Origin of the sequence: Photorhabdus luminescens subsp. luminescens, from assembly GCF_001083805.1 — a bacterium.
Lineage (GTDB): Bacteria > Pseudomonadota > Gammaproteobacteria > Enterobacterales > Enterobacteriaceae > Photorhabdus > Photorhabdus luminescens.
The window spans coordinates 1-17,937 of record NZ_JXSK01000007.1 but is presented as its reverse complement, the minus strand read 5'-3'; the positions used below and the strand labels follow the sequence as shown (position 1 = coordinate 17,937).

The window sequence follows — 17,937 nt, the reverse complement described above, 5'->3', positions numbered from 1 at the left end:
GCATATTCAATATAATTTTATTAATAGGTTTTGATATTTCTCTTTATGTTTATTGAGTATGTAAAGCGTTATTTTTACCCATAGTAACCACATTAAAAATGTGAGGTCTGGCCCTAAAACCAAATTAAATTACTATTGCTAATTGAGTTCGCTTGGTTAGATGGCTGGGTGGCAGTTGACTCACGATAGCGTAATGTGACAAACAACACGAAATAGTTTTTGCTAATATATAGCATCTAATGTTATTGCCGTCAGGTCATAACATATTATAAAAGTAGTAGTAAGTGTGGTTTTCGGCTTTTATGTGTGCCTAAAGGTTGTAATGGGCATAAACATTACTGTACATGTGATGACGGATAAGTGCTGATCGTTTTTCTATCCATTTTGCGGAATGCCTTGATTCTAGCTCCAGCTCCTCTGTTTGGTGTTCTGTAGGTCGGGCGATCCTACCACTTTTTACTTATTACTGGGAGCATTCATATATATGATTCAACTACATGATCTTGGTGTTTCTTTTCCCCATAAAATCTGCTTCTCTGAATTTAATGCCATTATCAAAAGGGGGCAACGTATTGCGATTGTCGGAGACAATGGCTGTGGTAAGTCGTCACTCTTACGAATTTTATATGGCAGCTTGGAGCCAAGTGAAGGAAAAGTCATTACAGATTTGGAACTTAATATTGGTTATGTTGCTCAGGAGCATGGGGACAAAGATGGCTTAAGTGGAGGACAACGTGTAAATCAGGCATTAAGTCAGGCAATGGCCAATGCATCCGATGTATTATTGTTAGATGAACCAACTAATCATCTTGATGATGGTAATCGCCGCTCGTTATCTCGCATGTTGCAGAGATCACATAACAATATCAGTATCGTGCTAGTTACTCATGATGAAACTTTAATGAATGAGGTATGCGATACTATTTGGCATATCCGAGATGGGCGTATTGAAGTATTTTCTGGCCGATATATGGACTATATTGCAGAGCAAGATCTCCAGAGGAAAATGTTGGAAAAACAATTGACAACTATTAAGCGCGCCAGAAAAGACACCCATAAGGCATTAATGAAGGAGAATGAGCGTGCAAGCCATGCGCGTCAACGTGGTATCAAAAGTATCCAAAACCGAAAATGGGCCACAGTAAAGTCTCCAACTAAACTTAGTAGAGGTAGCTCAACAGCCGGACGCAAACAAGCTGAAATTACGGAACACCGTAAAGAATTATTGGAGCAATTGTCTCAGTTGAATCCTGTCAAAGTTGTCACGCCACGTTTTCATTTACCAGCAGTTGTAAGATCAAAGCAAACTGTTTTGCAGGTTACGAATGGCGCAGTAGGATATGAAAAATTACTGTTTGAAAATATTAATTTTAGTCTTGCACAAGGCGAACGTTTAGCGCTGAAAGGCTGCAATGGTAGTGGTAAATCTACATTAGCACGTGCGATTCTTGGAGATCCGGAAATTATACGTAGTGGTGATTGGCTGATACCTCAACCCCGAGACATTGGCTATTTGGATCAACACTATGCTAATCTCAATCCTAACCATACGGTGCTGCAAGCGTTGATGAATGTTGTCCCAAATTGGAGTCAGCCAGAATTACGCAACCACCTCAGCAATTTCCTATTTCGGCAAAACGAGCTTGTTCAATCCCAAGTTTCTGTGCTTTCAGGAGGGGAGAAAGCACGTTTGTCACTGGCTTGCATTGCTGCCAAAGCTCCGCCGTTGTTGATTCTTGATGAACTGACTAACAACCTTGACATAACCATACGACAGCATGTAATAGATATTCTTCAAGCCTATCCTGGCACTTTAATCCTCATTTCCCATGACATAGAATTTTTAAAAAAAGTTAGAATTACAAAAAGTTATGTCATTGATGCGGTATACCAGTAAATGCACAGAGAAAAACCCTCTCTATATCTTCTATTCCCGATGTTGTGTTTCAACCTGGACACAATCAGATATAAATTTGCTGTGAAGATATGCATTTAGAGAGTGATTGTGAATCGTTCCTGTTTTTCTTAGGTCATAACACTCTTGGACTGACTAAATAAAAATGATGTAGTGGTGTATCAATTATTCCTGAAGCCCGATAGATTCCCAAGGAAACTCTGAAAAATGTCTAATACTCCAATAAAATCAAAATATAATATCCCAGTTCAACGATATTAGATCTGATTCACAGATAGAATTATTAAGAAATAATAAACTAAAATAAATGGAAGAATCAGACTAACGACAAAGTGCTATACTTCTAGTCGACGCTTTAGTTCTAATATAAGACTCGCATATTAAGAAAGCACTTCTCACTACAATATCAGCTCGAAATAGGTCAATCTCGACGAATTGATGCCAAAAGATCAGCTAGGTTTGTAAAATTGACTTCTCCATTCATTTTGGTTCATTCGTGATTCTGATTAAGACAAGGCTACTGAGCTATTTATTTGATATCGAAATTAAGTATATCTAGTACAGGAAATGCAAGTCAATGAAGCTTACTGCTGATTCTTACGTCTGAGCTGACAGAAAAAGTACTTGATGCTTCTACCCTTGTAACGCTTTATCGTTTCAATGACAGTGAGGTCTTTCCCGCAGTTTTTTGATAATATTGCTGAGCAAAGGTCCAGTGGGGGTGTAAGCCCTCAATACTGACAGTACCCATTTCAAAGCCAGTAACATCCCACATAAGGTTTATGGATGTTCCCCGGATAATATAAAACCCGGCACTCATGTTGACCTTCTTAATACAGCGATTGATGATTAATGAAAACCGGGAAATGGTCGGAAAAAACTTAACGCTGCTAAAAACGCAAAAATATAAAGACACAAAAGTCAGCACGACTGACCCGGAAAGTGGTTTTATGCACTGGGATAACAAACTCAAAGGATGTTTCTACCTTGATCCTCAGACAATGGATAACAACCAATACGGTATTATCGTAGGTATCTGTGCAACGTTAAGGCATATGTATAATGCTTACCCTTTATTTAGAACAGCTATTTTATTTAGCCTTAACGCAAATAGTGTAATTCAGTAATGCCCGTTCCACCATTTTTTCCATTTTAAAAATAAATTCCCATATTGCAGTACACTTCAGCTACACTGAAATCTATCTCGATTCAGCCAGAAATGTAGCTATTCCCTTTGCTTAAAAGATTGTTGGATAAATCGTCGTTGGGGGTATGGATCTTCACTGTGTCATTAAATACAAAAAATATCCAATATAATCAATATATTAAAATCACCTTCTACTTTATGAGAGGAGAATGTCAAACCAAAGTACTTCTACAAGCTATTATTAAAATTTAACGGTTGCGATATCCGCAACCGACTGATACGACAATTTTTATGTACTAACTACAGCGGAACCACAAAAAAGAATACAACTGGAGAAACTATGAGAATAGGAATTGATGATATAAGTCTTTATGTTCCTGGATTCTTCCTTCCCCTTGCAACGCTGGCAAAGGTCCACAATATTGACCCCAACAAATACTTACTTGGCATTGGTCAAGAAAAAATGGCAGTACCGTCCCCTGACGAAGATATAGTTAGTATGGCTGCAAATGCTGCAGAACCACTTCTTACACCATTGGTAATAGAGTCGATATCAACTATTATCATTGCAACCGAAAGCGGTGTTGACCAGTCAAAGTCAGCAGGTCTTTTTATCCACGGCATACTTAACCTACGAGGCAACTGCCGAGTTATAGAACTCAAACAAGCCTGCTATGGGGCTACTGCGGGACTACAAATGGCCTGTGCTCTAGTCAACCAGCGCCCCAATGAACGAATATTAGTAATTGCTAGTGATATATCTTGTTACCAACCTAACACAGATGCTGAATGCACCCAAGGAGCGGGCGCTATTGCCATGATTGTCAGTCACTCACCCCGCATCCTCGATATTCATCCGTATCAGGGACGTTACAGTTTCGATGTGATGGACTTCTGGCGTCCAAACCAACATAAGATGGCTTTTGTTAATGGAAAATTATCCATCGAAATGTATTTAGAATCTCTAAAACAAACCTGGCAAAATTACCGCCTAGATGGTGGGCTACCTCTATCATCTTTACGTCATCTATGCTTCCACCTGCCATTCACTAAAATGGCACAAAAAGCTTTCTCAATCTTCGAAGCCATTGAACCGAAAGCTGCGAAGGATATTGGTCCACAAAGCTACACAACCAGTCAAATCTATGGACGTGACATTGGGAACTGCTATACAGCCTCTCTTTACATAGCACTACTCTCACTTCTGGAGAATAGTACTGAAGACCTCTCCGAACAAAATATTGGTTTGTTCAGTTATGGTTCAGGTAGCGTCGGTGAATTTTTTTCCGCCAGTGTAGTCAAAGGCTACAGTACACACCTACGAAAAACTGAACACCACCGCTTACTACAGAATCGTCATGAACTAAATCATGAACAATATTTCGAGTGGTTTTATCAGGATATAGATCCTCAAATTAGTTCCTATGAATTGCCACAATTAACTTGCGGACGATATCGCTTCAGCGGTTCTAAAAACCACTGCCGACAATATGCAAACTCCCAGCAATCACAGAAGGAAAATTAAACTATGCAAAGAATACGATTAGAGTGGATGACTAATCAGATAGCATGCCTAACATTAAATAAACCTGAACGAGGCAATGCACTTAACGAAACGTTGATGAAAGAATTCAGTGATTACCTACAGCAATTAGCCAGCAATCCAAATTTACGGGCACTTCTCATCCAAAGCACAGGTAAACATTTCTGTACAGGAGCAGACATTCATTGGCTGAAACGAAGCCTGAACTTCAGCACAGAGGAAAACATTCTCGATGCTAGACTTTTGGAAAGACTACTACAACAACTCAACGAGTTCCCCGTACCAGTCTTGATGATTGCCAAAGGTGCGGTATTTGGGGGGGCTCTGGGACTACTCAGCTGTGCTGACTATGTTCTGGCCTTGAAAGACACTCGCTTTTCTTTTAGCGAAGCACTTCTGGGACTAGTACCTGCCATAATAAGCCCATATGTGGCAAGAGCCATCGGTTTGCGCCAAGCCCGTCGCTATATGCTCACGGCAGAAGTCTTCGATGTTCAACAAGCCATAGAATTGGGTCTAGTGCACCAGCAAGCTTCCGAGTCCAATTTGGACGAACTCCGAGACAACTGGATAAAATTGATACAAAAAACCGCTCCACATGCATCACGAAAGATCAAGTCCATGCTCACTCGATTGAGCACACAGGATGGTTTGCATAACGAACAACAAACCAATATTCAGCTCATGTCTGAAACTCGTACTTCTTCCGAAGGTCAAATGGGATTACGAGCTTTCCTTGAGAAACGTCCTCCCCCCTGGAGCTAGAAAGTATGAGTTGCATTTTTCTACATTAAATTATGTAGGAGTGCAACTCTTCTCTTCACTTTTAAAAAAGGCTAATACTACAGCCGTAGTTATTCCATTGAGTGGAGACTTTTCCCCTGAGATAATAATGACATTATTGATATTGAGCATAGTACTGGTGTCGCCATTACCAGTATGACCAATGCAGAATCTGTTCAATTGCATCACCAGCTTTTCTCATCAGCCTGCACAATTCAGCTAAACCTAACGCTACTAGTCCAGCAGCATTTTTTGATAACCGGTCAAAATCCCGTTCCAGTGTATCCTGTGCCTGCATGACAACGGCCAATGAAACAATGGTACCTGAGGATAATACATCCACCAGTGCATTAATATGTTCACCCCGTGCCATTTCACCGGTCAATGTTCCCGGCGCCAGTGGACGATTCAGCCGTTCAACCGGCACCGCCCGGTGGGTGTGTCAAACCACCAGACACCGTTTTCCACATCAGAACGTGGAGGGGTAAACCACAAGGTTTCAGTGAAGTCATTATCCGGACGCAATTCACCTGTCTGCCATACAGCGTAACGGGCTTACCGATATAGCGTCGCTTTATTAATCCAATCAGGTTCGGGATTGAATAACCGCAGTAACCAGTGATGAACCTGCTCACCATATAGGTTTCTGCTTAGCTTAACTGCATCTCTACCTCCGATTTACCGATTTCGTGGCTCAATACCTAGCCTGTGAGTGCCTTCGCTAACATTTCACGACAGAAGTTACCCACAGTCGCGCATAGCTAAAGGACCCTGTAAGTGGCTAGTTCTCATCCGGAAGGGACTTTCACCTGTTATGGTAGACAGAAAAATATCTGTTGTGACAACCTGAAAAACTAAAGATAAGGCATTACGGCAATCAGATGTGTTAAAGCGTAATGGTATGACAAAACGTTGCGAAGTATCTGATCAAACTCAAGCGAATAGAGCACAAAAAATGTTCAATGAGCTTGGGGTCAAAAACATAGAGGTAAAATTTATCAAAGAATAGTAATATTAGGTTTGTAAAGATCATTACTGATCTTGCCATACTTTTAGAGTTTACAAGTGAAGAACTGTTTAATCTGGATTCAGTAATAGAAATAATGGAACAAATGGCAGCTGAACTTCAGCTACTTAACGATGATAAGAAGCAAGAGGTAATTGGATTCTTCCAAAATGTATCAAATAATTATACTAGTGAAGCGTATGAGTGTGTCAAAAGATTACCAGAATCTCTTAGCTTAATTTAGTAGAAGGCAGGCCAGCAGTCTGACCACCGTTTATTACTCCCGTACTTTGTTACACTGGCTGCGGGCGGTTCTCAATCGCAAGCTCCATATTCGTTACCTTTGCTCTATGCAGCCCCCAAGTGAACTGTTCCCCAATTTCTGGACAGTTTCCTCCGGAAGCTGGTATATAGCCCAAGCTTGGTATCACTCATATTTTTAGCACGTGGCCTCTCGGACTAAAAAAGCGCTCCAAGACGTTGTTGACTGAGTATCAAGCCGCACTGGAAAAATTGTTTATAACTGACTGAGTATATGGGGGTAGCGGGGGAATTTGAATATTAATCATTATCAATAAGTCAGAGTCATTACCAAAGAAAGCGCTACCGACCTTGATTAAGATATATAAATAAAGGTTCAAAGGTAGCGCTTAAATTATATTTAAAATTTTCTCATATAAACTCTTAAAAGGGTTTTAACCAACCCTGGATTATTAATAACATCAGCATCTTTTTCCTCATTGTACGCGACAAGAGGACGACAAATTTCTTGATTTATATCACACTCCAATGTAATAAGACCCGATAAGGGTTATAAACATTCTTTAGCTACTTTTTCAAGGATCACCTCATATAAAGAAGTTGCCAGAACTGATATATGCATATCATTGATCTAATGAAACCTGTTTTTATAGTGTCCCTCTGAATACACAAAAATAATAGTGGATTTAAATTAGAACTGGATAGCATATCGACTATTATCATTAGTTCTGTTATTCAAATAATTTTGAAAATTTTACTTAATGGAATCCTCATTCTTGTTAAAATATCGACTGGGCCAAATTTCTGAAGGATGTACTCCTAGTCTGTCCGCAATAATCCTTTCCCCTTTAGGCCATCGGCGTATTAATGCATTAGATAGTGTCGATGGACTTAGTCCCGATTCCCTTGATAATGCGGCAAGTGTTGTGCCGCGTTTACGCAATGCAGCAATAATATCTGCCGGATGCCAGTCATTTTGAGTCGTTATCATCTCTGTTTACTTCCCCTAATTGATTTATGGTGGCTATTTAAATAGGATGCATGAATCAGTGTTCATTTCCGGCAAGCAAAACCAAAACCAAAACCAAAACCAAAACCAAAACCTCTTCCGCCAGAACCGCTGTGAAAAGGCGAATAACAGACACATAGGCGAAAAATTTCTTACCAGTGTCCATGAACACAGGACCATGATTCCTAGTTATTTATCAAATTACTATTACTAAAAAACGTCTTTGTCATTAATGACCATTACTGTTGCAAGTAATGTTTTGCGTTATTACCCTGCCAAAATAATTTTCATTTTGATTCCAAAAAATTTTTCACTTTATTATGAGATAAGCTGGGACTATTGATGAATTTTAAGGACAAGACTAAAGCTGAGCATCTTTGTTCAAAGTGAACAATATCTTTATGCTCTGAATTGCATGAACGCCCAATCCCAAGAATATCGGCTAATTCCGATGGTTTCATCAATGGATCTCGCCTGAGCCGATTTAAAATTTCTTTCTGGTTATCTGACATATCAAATCATTAAAACCCTTATTGTTGCATGGATACTTTTATTTAATTGATGATCAACAGTAAAGATAATTTTTTATTTCTATTTTAATTAGAACAAAAAATCGTAAATTTCATTAAAGGGATTTCATATTAAAAAATGCGTTCAGCTTGTTTCCATGCTTTATTTTTTATTAAGTTAGGTTCAACGATCAAACTTAATTCGCGGGCAATAATCTGAACAACAACCAAATAATCTTTAATGTTAGTCTGATCAATGCAAGGAGTCGTTATACCAAACACCGTCAACTCTAAAGCGGGTTTATGAATATCAGCCAATGGTGTAAAATAATTGGCAGAGTCCGTCATCATGTTTGCTGCATTAGAAAAGACTGAACGAGAAATACGGTTTAGTCCGTTGAGATCGGTTACCGTATAAAGCATGGTGATATCGCAGGCCCTAATGTAGGCTGAGATATTCCCTGACGCCATAGTGGATACCATGATTTTAGGCAAACCGATAGGCAGGCTTTGCATAGCCGGAGTAATCAGCACTGTTCCGCCTGAGCCGCCGATACCAATCACCCCCGCAATATCGTCGATTGAACTGTTCAGGAAATTCGTGAGGGCGACAGACATCGCTGTTATCGCTTTATTCCGTACGCCACAAAAAACGGGATCAGCGCCAGCAGGATGATATTCAGCCACCTGAAGTGAGTGAATATCTACCTTTTTATTCTGATGATTTTTCCCAGGAATTGATGTAGACACATCAATGATGATTGAATCGACTCTGGCGAGGTGTGAACAACATTTCAACCAGACCAGTTCGTCCTGTTTTGTGTCTGCTGTGCCAACGACAACCACAAATCGCATCATAGTGTTCACCCCATGTGACATACCCAGTTCAAAGACGAATGTAAACCTATTGTAATATTTTACAACATGCAAGTTACTTTTTATCATTAGTGATATTTTTTATTATTAATGCTATACGGTTAAAATTTTAAGGGGTTTAAATGATTCTGTTTGATGAAGAAAAGCTGTCGCCAGTCCGGCGTCGTACCCTGGAACGTATCACTCATTCAGCGCTGAAGTTATATCGTGAAAAAAAATTTCCGTCTCCTGAAGAGATTGCTAATGAAGCTGAATATGCGAAAGTCACGTTGCGCAGCTACTTTTCAACCCATAGTGATTTTGTAGAGTATGTTGTAAAACAAGTCATTGGATCATTCGTTATCCCCCCTATGGGCAATGATGCAGAGGAAAATATTGAGAAATTATTAAGATGGGGCTATGAAGAAATAGAAGCCAATGAGGCGCTGATGAGGGATGCTTTACGCATTTCTCAGTTACGCTGGCAGGAATCTTTATCAGGTGAAGGTAACCCCGAACGACCCGTTTTGAAGAAAAAAAGTAACCGTAAAGAGACACTTTCTACGGCGTTAGCGCCTCTAAAAGGTCAGCTTAAAGATGATACAATACATAAGATTATTATGTTGATTTCCGTTTTATATGGTACAGAGGCTATGACTATTCTGAAAGATACTTTTGGTTTAGAAAATGATGAAATCATTAACTTAACGAGTTGGGCCGCAAAGTTGATTGTTCGGCAGGCCATTAATGAGGAGCTAAAATAATCAGAAGACCATTTTTTTAACATTAAGGTAAAGAACCGGGCATGAGGCCCGGTAAAAGTTTTTTTGGTGTATGGGCCTATGCATTTTGTGAGAGGTTATGTAGTGCTCCGGTCATCTTACCTTGCAATGCCCGTAGCTCTTTGGCAACAGTTGCGCGATGGTCAGTTTTTGAACAAGTTGTTATCCGCTCTTGGACCTTGTCATATTCCTGCCGATATTTATCCCTGACCGTCGCACGACAACTGCTATCTCCCTGACAGTTGACCAGTTCCTCACTCCTTGAGCGATTCTGGTCAACGCTTAAGTGATTATTGTCCACATGAATTGCAAGGTGGATAAGTTTCTAGCTCAAAGACTATCCATAAATATTTATTTTTTCCCACTGTATATCAGGCAAAATATTACGTAATAAATTCCAGATAAAATATCTAACTGCGTCATGGTAATTACAGAAAATGCATAGCCCATGTCTTCCTCCTCTTTCTGAATAATACGCTACCCAGAGACCTTCCTCTAAATGCAAGCAATATTTGTCATCTATATCTGGTTGATTAAGAGCATAGACATCATCCATCACTCCATGCTCAGAGAGTAACCTATTTATTTCATGAAATATTTCATCAAGAGGTAATTTCATATTAACAACTTTTGCCAAAATATTTTCAGCCAAATCACGTTCTAATCTCATTGTTCAACCTTCTTGATATATTTGTTCTTGATCAATTCTTCTATCGTATCATTCAATTTATATTGAACACCGCCACCAGGCTCTCCAAATGCAGGAGCAATAGTCCCTTTTTCTGCTGGGATAGGTTTTATAACTTCATACTTAACAGACGGATATGCTGCTGTTCCTGGAGCTAACGAACGCTCGGAATAAGGAACTCCTGAAGGTGATACAAAATATCCTTTTTCAGATCCAAATCTATCGAGGATAGTTCCTTTTGGGATGGTTGTTTGTGAAACACTTCCTGAAATAGCGCCATTATTTGGGGGCCAGTTCCAGTCCCCTTTTTCATTTCGATATTTACCATATTGAGACCATCCGGCAGCCTCTTCATCCACAGCAAGCGTATTCTTTTCTGCAACACGATTGGGAAGTTGTGTTGAAGGCTCTTTTGTAACATATTTACTCAAAGACAGATACGCTTTTGCTGCCGCAAACTGTATCAGTTTCGCTTCACTGTTGGGTATCCCACCGGCAACAATTTCCGCCGCTTTCTGTGGCGTCATCTGATCATTTGATAACACGACATCCAACGGAACACCAAAAAAGTTACCCCACGCAATAATCAAGCCTTTTGCCGGGTCCTGACCATCGGGGACTTGTCCTTTCAAGTAGTGAGTTAAGGCTGCGTTTATTTCTTCGGGTGTTGCCCCAGACTGGACCATTTTTTGAGCCAGTGAACCCGCGCCTTCAAAATGTTTAGCACCTTCGGAACCAAACAGATTTCCCATGCTAAGGGCATTATTGTCCACAACAACGCATTCCATTGTGAAGCTAGTCAGCGAACAAATATTTCTACCAAATAATCATAAGCTTATAACAATATTCCCCCATATGGTTTGATATCGACCAACAATGTCCCGACGCGATTTTTGAACCTGATAAGCCACTTTTACCAAACATAATGAACTGCCCCTTTTAAATGTCGGATGATTGTCTAACATTTGGGGGCAGTTCATAAATACGGGATCTTTATTAGTGTAGTATATGGGTGAAAAGATCATCAATATCAATCAAATATCGCCATTCTCCCTTATTTGTATATAAGGATAATTCATAATTTTCACCTGATTTTCCAATATATATTTCAGGGAAATTAACACCTCGTGCAGCGAATTTAAAACAATGGCTTGCTCGATACTCGAACATCATATCTATAAGACTTTCATTATCCACATCTATTTTTTCGTAAAATTCATGTATGTAATAAGCAATAGAGTCAATACTACAATTATGATCAGGTAGATCAACATAGCGGATATTAGATTCATTATCTTTCATCCATAAAATAAACTCAGACACATTGACTTTCCCATGAAAAATAGAAAATTTATCTTTATCTTTATATAAAAGAAGGTTAATAAGCTTACCTTCATCATATGATGATATTTCATCCAACAATACAATTCTTAATTTATACATCATCATTTTCCTTTAATCATTTTATTATACTCAGACTTACTGATATCACCTCTAGAGAGAAATTCTCGTAGTACTTTCGGAGGGGCTTCGTTGCCAGATATTGGATAACCATGCCAGCCACCGGCATTGTCTGGCTGAAACTCATATAATTTTCCGTCAGCTATACCATAACGTTGCTTTCCACCTTGAATAGAATTATTCAAAACTTCTTGGGCTTTTGAATTAGTTAAGTCCATTGGTGTGCCCCAACCTCCAGGAGCATGTTTAGGGCTAGGGACGTATTCATTACTATCAGATAAATAGATTAGCTCATCTTTCGTTGGCCCATTAGGAATTGGTGTCACCGTCGTATTACCACCTACATCCGGCTTACCTTCCGTATTGCCGGTATGATTTGGTGCAATGCCAGACCGATTTTCCTCATTGCCTGTATGGTTCGGTATACTACCCGGCTCTAACTGTTGGTTTCCACCGGTATGATTAGGAGATTTCCTGATATCACCGGATTGATCACCGCCGGTATGTGTTGGTAGATCAGTTGGATTAGCAACTCGAGTGTATTTAGGTAACTCTGTGTAATTTCATCATTTCCCATCATCTGAAGCATGATCAGATGGTCTAAGTCTTCTGAAGAAATCTTATCAGCAATTTCCTTTGCCACTATTCCGGTTATACCCGCCTTAACGCCTATCTCCAGAACTTTCTCTGCTACTTTGGCTCGGCATGGGGCAGCTATTGCACACCCTTCCGTTACCAGTTTACCCAAGAAATTATTGTCAGTAACAACGCATTCCATTGCGAACCTCACCGATGAACAGCGATTTTCCTAATGCCATCAGTCAGTTACAACCCGTTTTTTCCCATGTCCGTTCACCGCCGAACCCAAAACTCCCTGACGCGCTTTTCACCTCCGAAGGCCGGTTTTTCCCGCCGTGCCCTTGTCAGGGGAGTCCCTTTTTCGGCAACGGGCGAACGTCGCCCAACTTGCTTGGGCGGCGGGTGACCGTTCTGCGGGCGCGGGCGGCATAGAGCCCGCAAGCGGCGCCCCTGCGACGCTCTGAGGCACTGTGGCTTCGGGTTGCGCATAGCCTTGCATGACCACACGGTTTTGTTCAGGGAAGCCCCCCGGGGGGCTGCACGGGGCGGCGATGGCGAGCACGGGAACGAGCAACGGAGCGCAGCGCAGTGTGAGCCGCGCGCAGCCAGTGAAGCAGGGTTGGGGCGGGGGGCGGTAAATTAGCGGAGGCCGCAGGCCGACCTGCCTTCAGGGGTGTTGACTGGACGATAACGCGGCAGCTAAAGAAGCACGCTGAGTTGCCGATGGCCGGCTCAGATGCTGACAGCAGAAGGCGCCAGCCTTGTGCGCCACACCCGCCAATGCCAACCCGCGGGGGCGCCAGACATAATGCCAATTATACGCATTAAGCCGCTCATGGATGCTCAGGTTGTTACCTTTGCTCATCGGCGCAGTGCGTATAATTCCCTCGCATTATGTTGAATAGGCGTTGGGCGGCCTGGACCGGCTCTACGGGGACGCCAGAGGTTAAGCCGCCTGACGACTATTTACCCCCGCGTGCGCCGATGCCAACGGGCAGTCCGGCCACGGTCTGCCCCCACACCGAACCCGCCCAGCTTAACGGGGGCGGGCGGACAGTCAGCGGATATCGGGGTGTCAAGTCGGCGTCGGGCTGTCTGGCGGCGTGTCAGCTTCGGCGTACAGGTCGGCCAGTAAACCCACCTCATCGGCGTCGCTGACTTTTTCGTCGGCCATTTGCTCCGCCGGGTGGGTGCTGGCATGTACCACCTGCAAGGCCCGGATAGAGACCTGCGTATACACCTGGGTGGATTCCACGCTGGCATGGCCTAACATCGCCTGTATCCAGCGCAGGTCCGCCCCGTTCTCCAGCATCTGGGTTGCCATCGCGTGCCGGAACAGGTGGCAGGCGCCTTTTTTCTCAATGCCGGCGGCCCGGATATAGCCGCTCACGGCATGGGTGATACCGTTCGGTTGCAACCCGTCCAGACCGTCCATCGCCACGAACAGCGATTGAAGGTCCGGGGTGACCAGCAGTTGCGGGCGAACCTGTTGCTGATAGAACTGGAGCCAGCTTAAGGCCCGTTCGCCGAGGGGCAATACCCGGTCTTTATTGCCCTTGCCCTGCCGGATGGTCACCGTTTTGCGTGCCCCGTCAATGCTGTAGATATCGAGCCGGGCCGCTTCACTGCGCCGTATCCCCGTTGACCAGAGCAGTTCCATCAATGCCCGGTCGCGTGCGCCCTGCAACGTATGCGGGTCAGGCAGCGACAGGATATGCTCGATTTCATCAATGCTCAGGATATATTTTGGCAGCCGTTTTTCTTCCCGCGGCAATTCAATGTCCGCTGCCGGGTTCGCCAGTATCAGGTTCTGTTTCGTCAGCCATTTGAACCACACCTGCAACGGCTGCAACTGCGTGCGCTGGGTGCGGATACTCAGCGGCTCCCCGTTGGTCTTGCGGTACTGGTACAGGTAGCGCTGGTAACGTTCCAGTATTGGCCGCGTGATATCAGCGGCAGAGTACAGGCCCCGTTCGGTGGCCCACAGGATAAAGCGGTAAGTATGATGGGTCTGCACTTTCAATGTCGTCTCCGACCAGTTCCGCTCCTGCCGCCACGCCACAAAGCGCAGCAGCAGCGCATACAGGCTTTTTGGGTCATGCGCTGGACCCACCGGCTGACGGTAGACGTCATCGACGGTCAGGAGACTTCCTTTGCGCGGTTTACGGTTTGCCATGATTGACCTCCGGTTGAGATTGAGTGGCGGGCGCAGACAAGGGCGCGTTTTCTTTTTTCCTTTTATCACTGTGTCTTCCGTTACCCCGACTTGTGGCACGCTGAACCCTTGTTCTGTCTGCCCTGATGGGGATTTTTTCACCCCAGACTTGACCCTAACTTGACCCAGACTTGAGGCAGACTTGCGTTCATTTAAGTCAGACTTGCTCTCATGACCTGTCGGGATGGCTTCCGATGTTTTATCCCTGTCGGGCACGGGCAATGCGTCTCTGTGATTATTTTCCTTAATAATAGCGTTTTCATCTGCCCGGACTTGTGCCCCCGCTGACTCTTGTGCTGTCCGGGCTGATGCGGGTTTTTCTTCCCCAGACTCAGGCCAGACTTGCCCCGGACTTGGGGAAGACTTGCGACCTTCCGGGTCAGACTTGCGTTCACTGCCGGCGGTTTCTGAGTCCGGTTCTCCGACATCCAGCAGGCCGCACAGGTGGGCTGCGCCGTTGTCTTCCCCGTCCCACAGCAGTTCATAATGCAGCAGGTGTCCCCGGCTGCCGCCATGCAACAACAGGTATTCCATTTCCGTCAGCCGTTGACAGTGGTTCTTGAGCTGGCTGTCGCTCCAGTGGGTAAAGGCGCGGATATCCCGCCGGGTAAAGCGCACTTCGTTTGGCTGGCAGTGCTGGATTTGCGCTTGTGCGTTCACCATCTCTTGTATCAGCAGTAACAGCTTACGCGTCTGCGGCGGCATTTCATCCAGCGTGCGCCCAGCACCTCATGCGCCAGCCGGTTGGCGAGGGTAATGTCGTCTTGGGTGATTTCGATATATTCGATGACCTGTCCGCGGTGGGTCGTTTTCTTCACTTCACGTTGATACTGGCGCAGCAAGGCAATGGCCTGTATCAGCGTCAGGTATTTCATATGGTCGCGCCGCATCCGGGTTTTGTCTGACAGGAACGTCAGTTGATGGGCGTAAGGATTGACCACTTTCAGCGGCCTTAACAAGCGCTGGGCGTTCTGGTGTAACTGCGTCAGATAACCTTTCTCTGAGTCAGCCAGCAACCCTGCCAGTGTCTGACGGTGCCGTTGCATCGCGTGGATGGCCTGCGTCTGCTCGCGCGATTCGTTGACCGTCAGCACCAGACAGCGGTTCAGCAGCTCTTCATCCACATCAATGGCCGTCGTCGTTAACATCAGCATGACCGGTCCCTGCACCTTGTATTCCGCGTCACCAGTTCGCCGCTCTGTTCGTTTTTGCCGGTGCTGGCGATTTTCAGCTCGCCGTCGGACTGTAACAGTTTCAGGGCATAGGCCGCCTGCCGCACGCCTTCCTCTTCGGCGATAGCCAGTATCTTGTGTTGCAGGCTGGTTTCCCCCAGATAGTACAGGCTCTGTCCGGTCATCGCCGAGTACTGGATACGCTCCTCTTCCGGCATCAGGTTCAGCACGGCGTCCATCAGGGAGGATTTCCCGCCGCGCTGCTGCTCTGGATTAACACGGCCAGCGGTTTATCCAGTTTGCGCGAGACCGCCGCCAGATACCCGGTCAGCAGATTGGTCGATTCGCCGACCACGCCACAGGCGGCCATGTCGTTGATAATCTGTTCTGTCAGGTTTGGCGATGTCAGCAACGCCAGCGCGGCGGCTTCATCTTCTGCGCTGACCGTGACTGCGGTTGTCCCTGAGGCTTCGGCGTCGGCTGCTGTTGCGCGTCCTGTTGCTGCTCCAGCATCAGCAAGACCCGCCCGGCTTCGCGTTTGATGACCGACAGCTCGCATTCCAGCTCTTGCGCCGCCGTGCTGATGTAGTTCTGACGATGCCGCGCGTGATACATGTCCAGTGTATCCACATGGAACAGGCCGGACGTTTCATCCCGCACCTGCACATTGACTTTCATCACATCGGGCACCGGCGATTTTTTCATCCCCCGTATCCGCCAGACCCGGGGCCCGCTTTTCATCAGCAGTTCACCGCAGGCCGTGCGCTCACAAGGCACGGGGGCAACAGTCAGCTCTGGTGGGGCGGCTAAGGCAGCCGGTTTAGCCACATCTGCATTGTGAGGCTTTTCCGTCATATCTGACGAGACGGGCCGCTCATGACTGAACACTGCACCTGGTGCCGTTCCCTGTCCCAACCAGACCGCCTGTTGCAGGGCCAGCCCCAGCGCATGTTCGGCGTTGCCACTTTTGACGGCATAGTCATTGACATCCATGCCCGGGAACTGCACCCGCCACGCCTCAATGCCGGATTCCAGTAAGTCAGCCGCCACACTGGCCGCGCCACGGTCTCCGGCCTCGTCCCGGTCAAAGGCAATCAGCACCCGTTTCACGCCGTGATACTGCAAGGCGTCGAGGTGATCGCGGTTAAAACCGTTCACGCCGTAGGCGGCGATCACGTTGCGGAACCCGGCGCACCAGAAGGTCATCGCATCGATCAGTGCTTCGCACAGGATGATTTCCGAAGCCGCTTTCATCGCTTCCTCGTTCCAGACCCCGGCCAGTGGCGACGGCAGGTACAGATGCTTCGGGCTGTCTTTCAGCACCTTGTAATCCGGCTGGGTTCGGCGGCCATACAGTTGCAAGCACCCGCCCGCGGCTGGCTACACTGGCCGATTCGCCCAGCCGATCACCGGCACCACGACGCAGCCCGGAAGTGATCCTGCCGGGTGGTCGTACGCAACACGCCAGACCGATAGCTTGTCACGCAGTTGCTGGCCTTCCTGACTGCTTTTTGGACGGCAATAACCCCGCTGAACCGCCGATTCCCGTGATGGCCCGCGTACCCCAGCTTAAAGTGACTGACCAGTTCAGGATGATTGAGTCCGCGTCGTTCCAGCCATTCTTTCGCTTCCGGTGACGCCAGTAAATTCTGATGATAAAAATCAATCACCTGGCGCAACAGCGCCTGCCCGTCATCGTCCAGATCGGCCAGTTTCGGGCGCGGCAGGGGGGCCGCCTGTGATTCCGGCTGGGCGGCTAAAGAAGAAGCGCCACACGGCATTGTCCATGTCCGGTAACCCGGCCAGTTCCCGCAGCCGGCGGATAGCAATTTTCAGCGTCACCCCTTCCGTTTGTATCACCCAGTCCAGCACCGACCCCGCGGCGCCACAGCCAAAGCAGTGATAGAGGTTTTTGGCCGGTGAGATGACCATTGAGGGTTTTCTCATTGTGGAACGGGCAGCGCAGCACATATCCTCACCGCGTTTTTTCATCGGACGGCCCTGCTTACGCG

The 17,937-nt window shown here is 45.5% G+C and carries 16 protein-coding genes and 2 pseudogenes; 5 read left to right on the top strand and 13 right to left on the bottom strand.

All coding sequences use genetic code 11. The annotated features are described in order from the left end of the window. The first annotated feature begins 484 nt into the window (after positions 1–484). The 4 genes from TI10_RS15935 (at position 485) to TI10_RS15920 (ending at position 5,370) form a co-directional block, all read left to right on the top strand. Positions 485–1,897: an ABC-F family ATP-binding cassette domain-containing protein gene (locus tag TI10_RS15935; RefSeq protein ID WP_074525051.1), complete on the top strand. Its 1,413-nt coding sequence runs from the start codon at positions 485–487 to the stop codon at positions 1,895–1,897. A gap of 836 nt (positions 1,898–2,733) precedes the next feature. Beyond that, the gene (locus tag TI10_RS15930; protein WP_049584397.1) at positions 2,734–3,042 is read left to right on the top strand and encodes a hypothetical protein; all 309 of its coding nucleotides are present in this window, start codon (positions 2,734–2,736) and stop codon (positions 3,040–3,042) included. A 360-nt stretch (positions 3,043–3,402) separates the two neighbouring features. Next, positions 3,403–4,587 (top strand): hydroxymethylglutaryl-CoA synthase, encoded by a 1,185-nt coding sequence (locus TI10_RS15925; protein WP_049584396.1) that lies wholly within the window; start codon positions 3,403–3,405, stop codon positions 4,585–4,587. 3 nt (positions 4,588–4,590) lie between these two features. Next, the gene (locus tag TI10_RS15920; RefSeq protein ID WP_049584395.1) at positions 4,591–5,370 is read left to right on the top strand and encodes an enoyl-CoA hydratase-related protein; all 780 of its coding nucleotides are present in this window, start codon (positions 4,591–4,593) and stop codon (positions 5,368–5,370) included. Positions 5,371–5,626: 256 nt separating this feature from the next. Here TI10_RS15920 and TI10_RS26695 read toward each other — a convergent pair. From TI10_RS26695 to TI10_RS15895, 4 genes and pseudogenes are all read right to left on the bottom strand, one after another. Continuing rightward, positions 5,627–6,024, bottom strand: a pseudogene (locus TI10_RS26695) (TraC family protein); the annotation flags it as partial. A gap of 1,385 nt (positions 6,025–7,409) precedes the next feature. Then, a complete protein-coding gene (locus tag TI10_RS15905; protein WP_049584392.1) occupies positions 7,410–7,646 on the bottom strand; it encodes a helix-turn-helix domain-containing protein in 237 nt (78 codons plus the stop codon). Positions 7,647–7,701: 55 nt separating this feature from the next. After that, positions 7,702–7,830 carry a hypothetical protein gene (locus TI10_RS26385; RefSeq protein WP_279615328.1) on the bottom strand — a complete coding sequence of 43 codons (129 nt, stop codon included), beginning with the start codon at positions 7,828–7,830 and terminating at the stop codon, positions 7,702–7,704. 475 nt (positions 7,831–8,305) lie between these two features. Then, positions 8,306–9,031 (bottom strand): Tm-1-like ATP-binding domain-containing protein, encoded by a 726-nt coding sequence (locus tag TI10_RS15895; protein ID WP_244161625.1) that lies wholly within the window; start codon positions 9,029–9,031, stop codon positions 8,306–8,308. Positions 9,032–9,171: 140 nt separating this feature from the next. Here TI10_RS15895 and TI10_RS15890 point away from each other — a divergent pair, with 140 nt between their 5' ends. Beyond that, complete coding sequence (locus tag TI10_RS15890; protein ID WP_049584390.1) at positions 9,172–9,792, top strand: hypothetical protein; 621 nt, start codon at positions 9,172–9,174, stop codon at positions 9,790–9,792. 76 nt (positions 9,793–9,868) lie between these two features. Here the strand turns inward: TI10_RS15890 and TI10_RS24060 are convergent, their stop codons facing one another. The 9 genes and pseudogenes from TI10_RS24060 to TI10_RS26690 form a co-directional block, all read right to left on the bottom strand. Then, positions 9,869–10,111, bottom strand: a complete 243-nt coding sequence (locus TI10_RS24060) for a hypothetical protein (protein WP_244161624.1) — start codon at positions 10,109–10,111, stop codon at positions 9,869–9,871. Positions 10,112–10,147: 36 nt separating this feature from the next. Further along, on the bottom strand, positions 10,148–10,480 hold the full coding sequence (locus TI10_RS15885) for a hypothetical protein (RefSeq protein WP_049584389.1): 333 nt from the start codon (positions 10,478–10,480) through the stop codon (positions 10,148–10,150). Then, a complete protein-coding gene (locus TI10_RS24605; RefSeq protein WP_139180550.1) occupies positions 10,477–11,271 on the bottom strand; it encodes a TNT domain-containing protein in 795 nt (264 codons plus the stop codon). The genes TI10_RS15885 and TI10_RS24605 overlap by 4 nt, the downstream gene beginning before the upstream one ends. 223 nt (positions 11,272–11,494) lie before the next feature. After that, on the bottom strand, positions 11,495–11,941 hold the full coding sequence (locus TI10_RS15875; RefSeq protein ID WP_049584387.1) for a hypothetical protein: 447 nt from the start codon (positions 11,939–11,941) through the stop codon (positions 11,495–11,497). Positions 11,942–11,943: 2 nt separating this feature from the next. Beyond that, positions 11,944–12,285, bottom strand: a complete 342-nt coding sequence (locus tag TI10_RS25170; protein WP_053093461.1) for a hypothetical protein — start codon at positions 12,283–12,285, stop codon at positions 11,944–11,946. 110 nt (positions 12,286–12,395) lie between these two features. Further along, the gene (locus TI10_RS15865; RefSeq protein WP_053093460.1) at positions 12,396–12,737 is read right to left on the bottom strand and encodes a hypothetical protein; all 342 of its coding nucleotides are present in this window, start codon (positions 12,735–12,737) and stop codon (positions 12,396–12,398) included. A 468-nt stretch (positions 12,738–13,205) separates the two neighbouring features. Continuing rightward, positions 13,206–13,403 carry a hypothetical protein gene (locus tag TI10_RS15855; protein ID WP_049581114.1) on the bottom strand — a complete coding sequence of 66 codons (198 nt, stop codon included), beginning with the start codon at positions 13,401–13,403 and terminating at the stop codon, positions 13,206–13,208. 210 nt (positions 13,404–13,613) lie between these two features. Next, complete coding sequence (xerC, locus tag TI10_RS15850) at positions 13,614–14,714, bottom strand: site-specific tyrosine recombinase XerC (RefSeq protein ID WP_049581113.1); 1,101 nt, start codon at positions 14,712–14,714, stop codon at positions 13,614–13,616. Then, positions 14,701–17,937 (bottom strand): annotated as a pseudogene (locus tag TI10_RS26690) (CHC2 zinc finger domain-containing protein); the annotation flags it as partial. The pseudogene TI10_RS26690 and the gene xerC, both read right to left, overlap by 14 nt.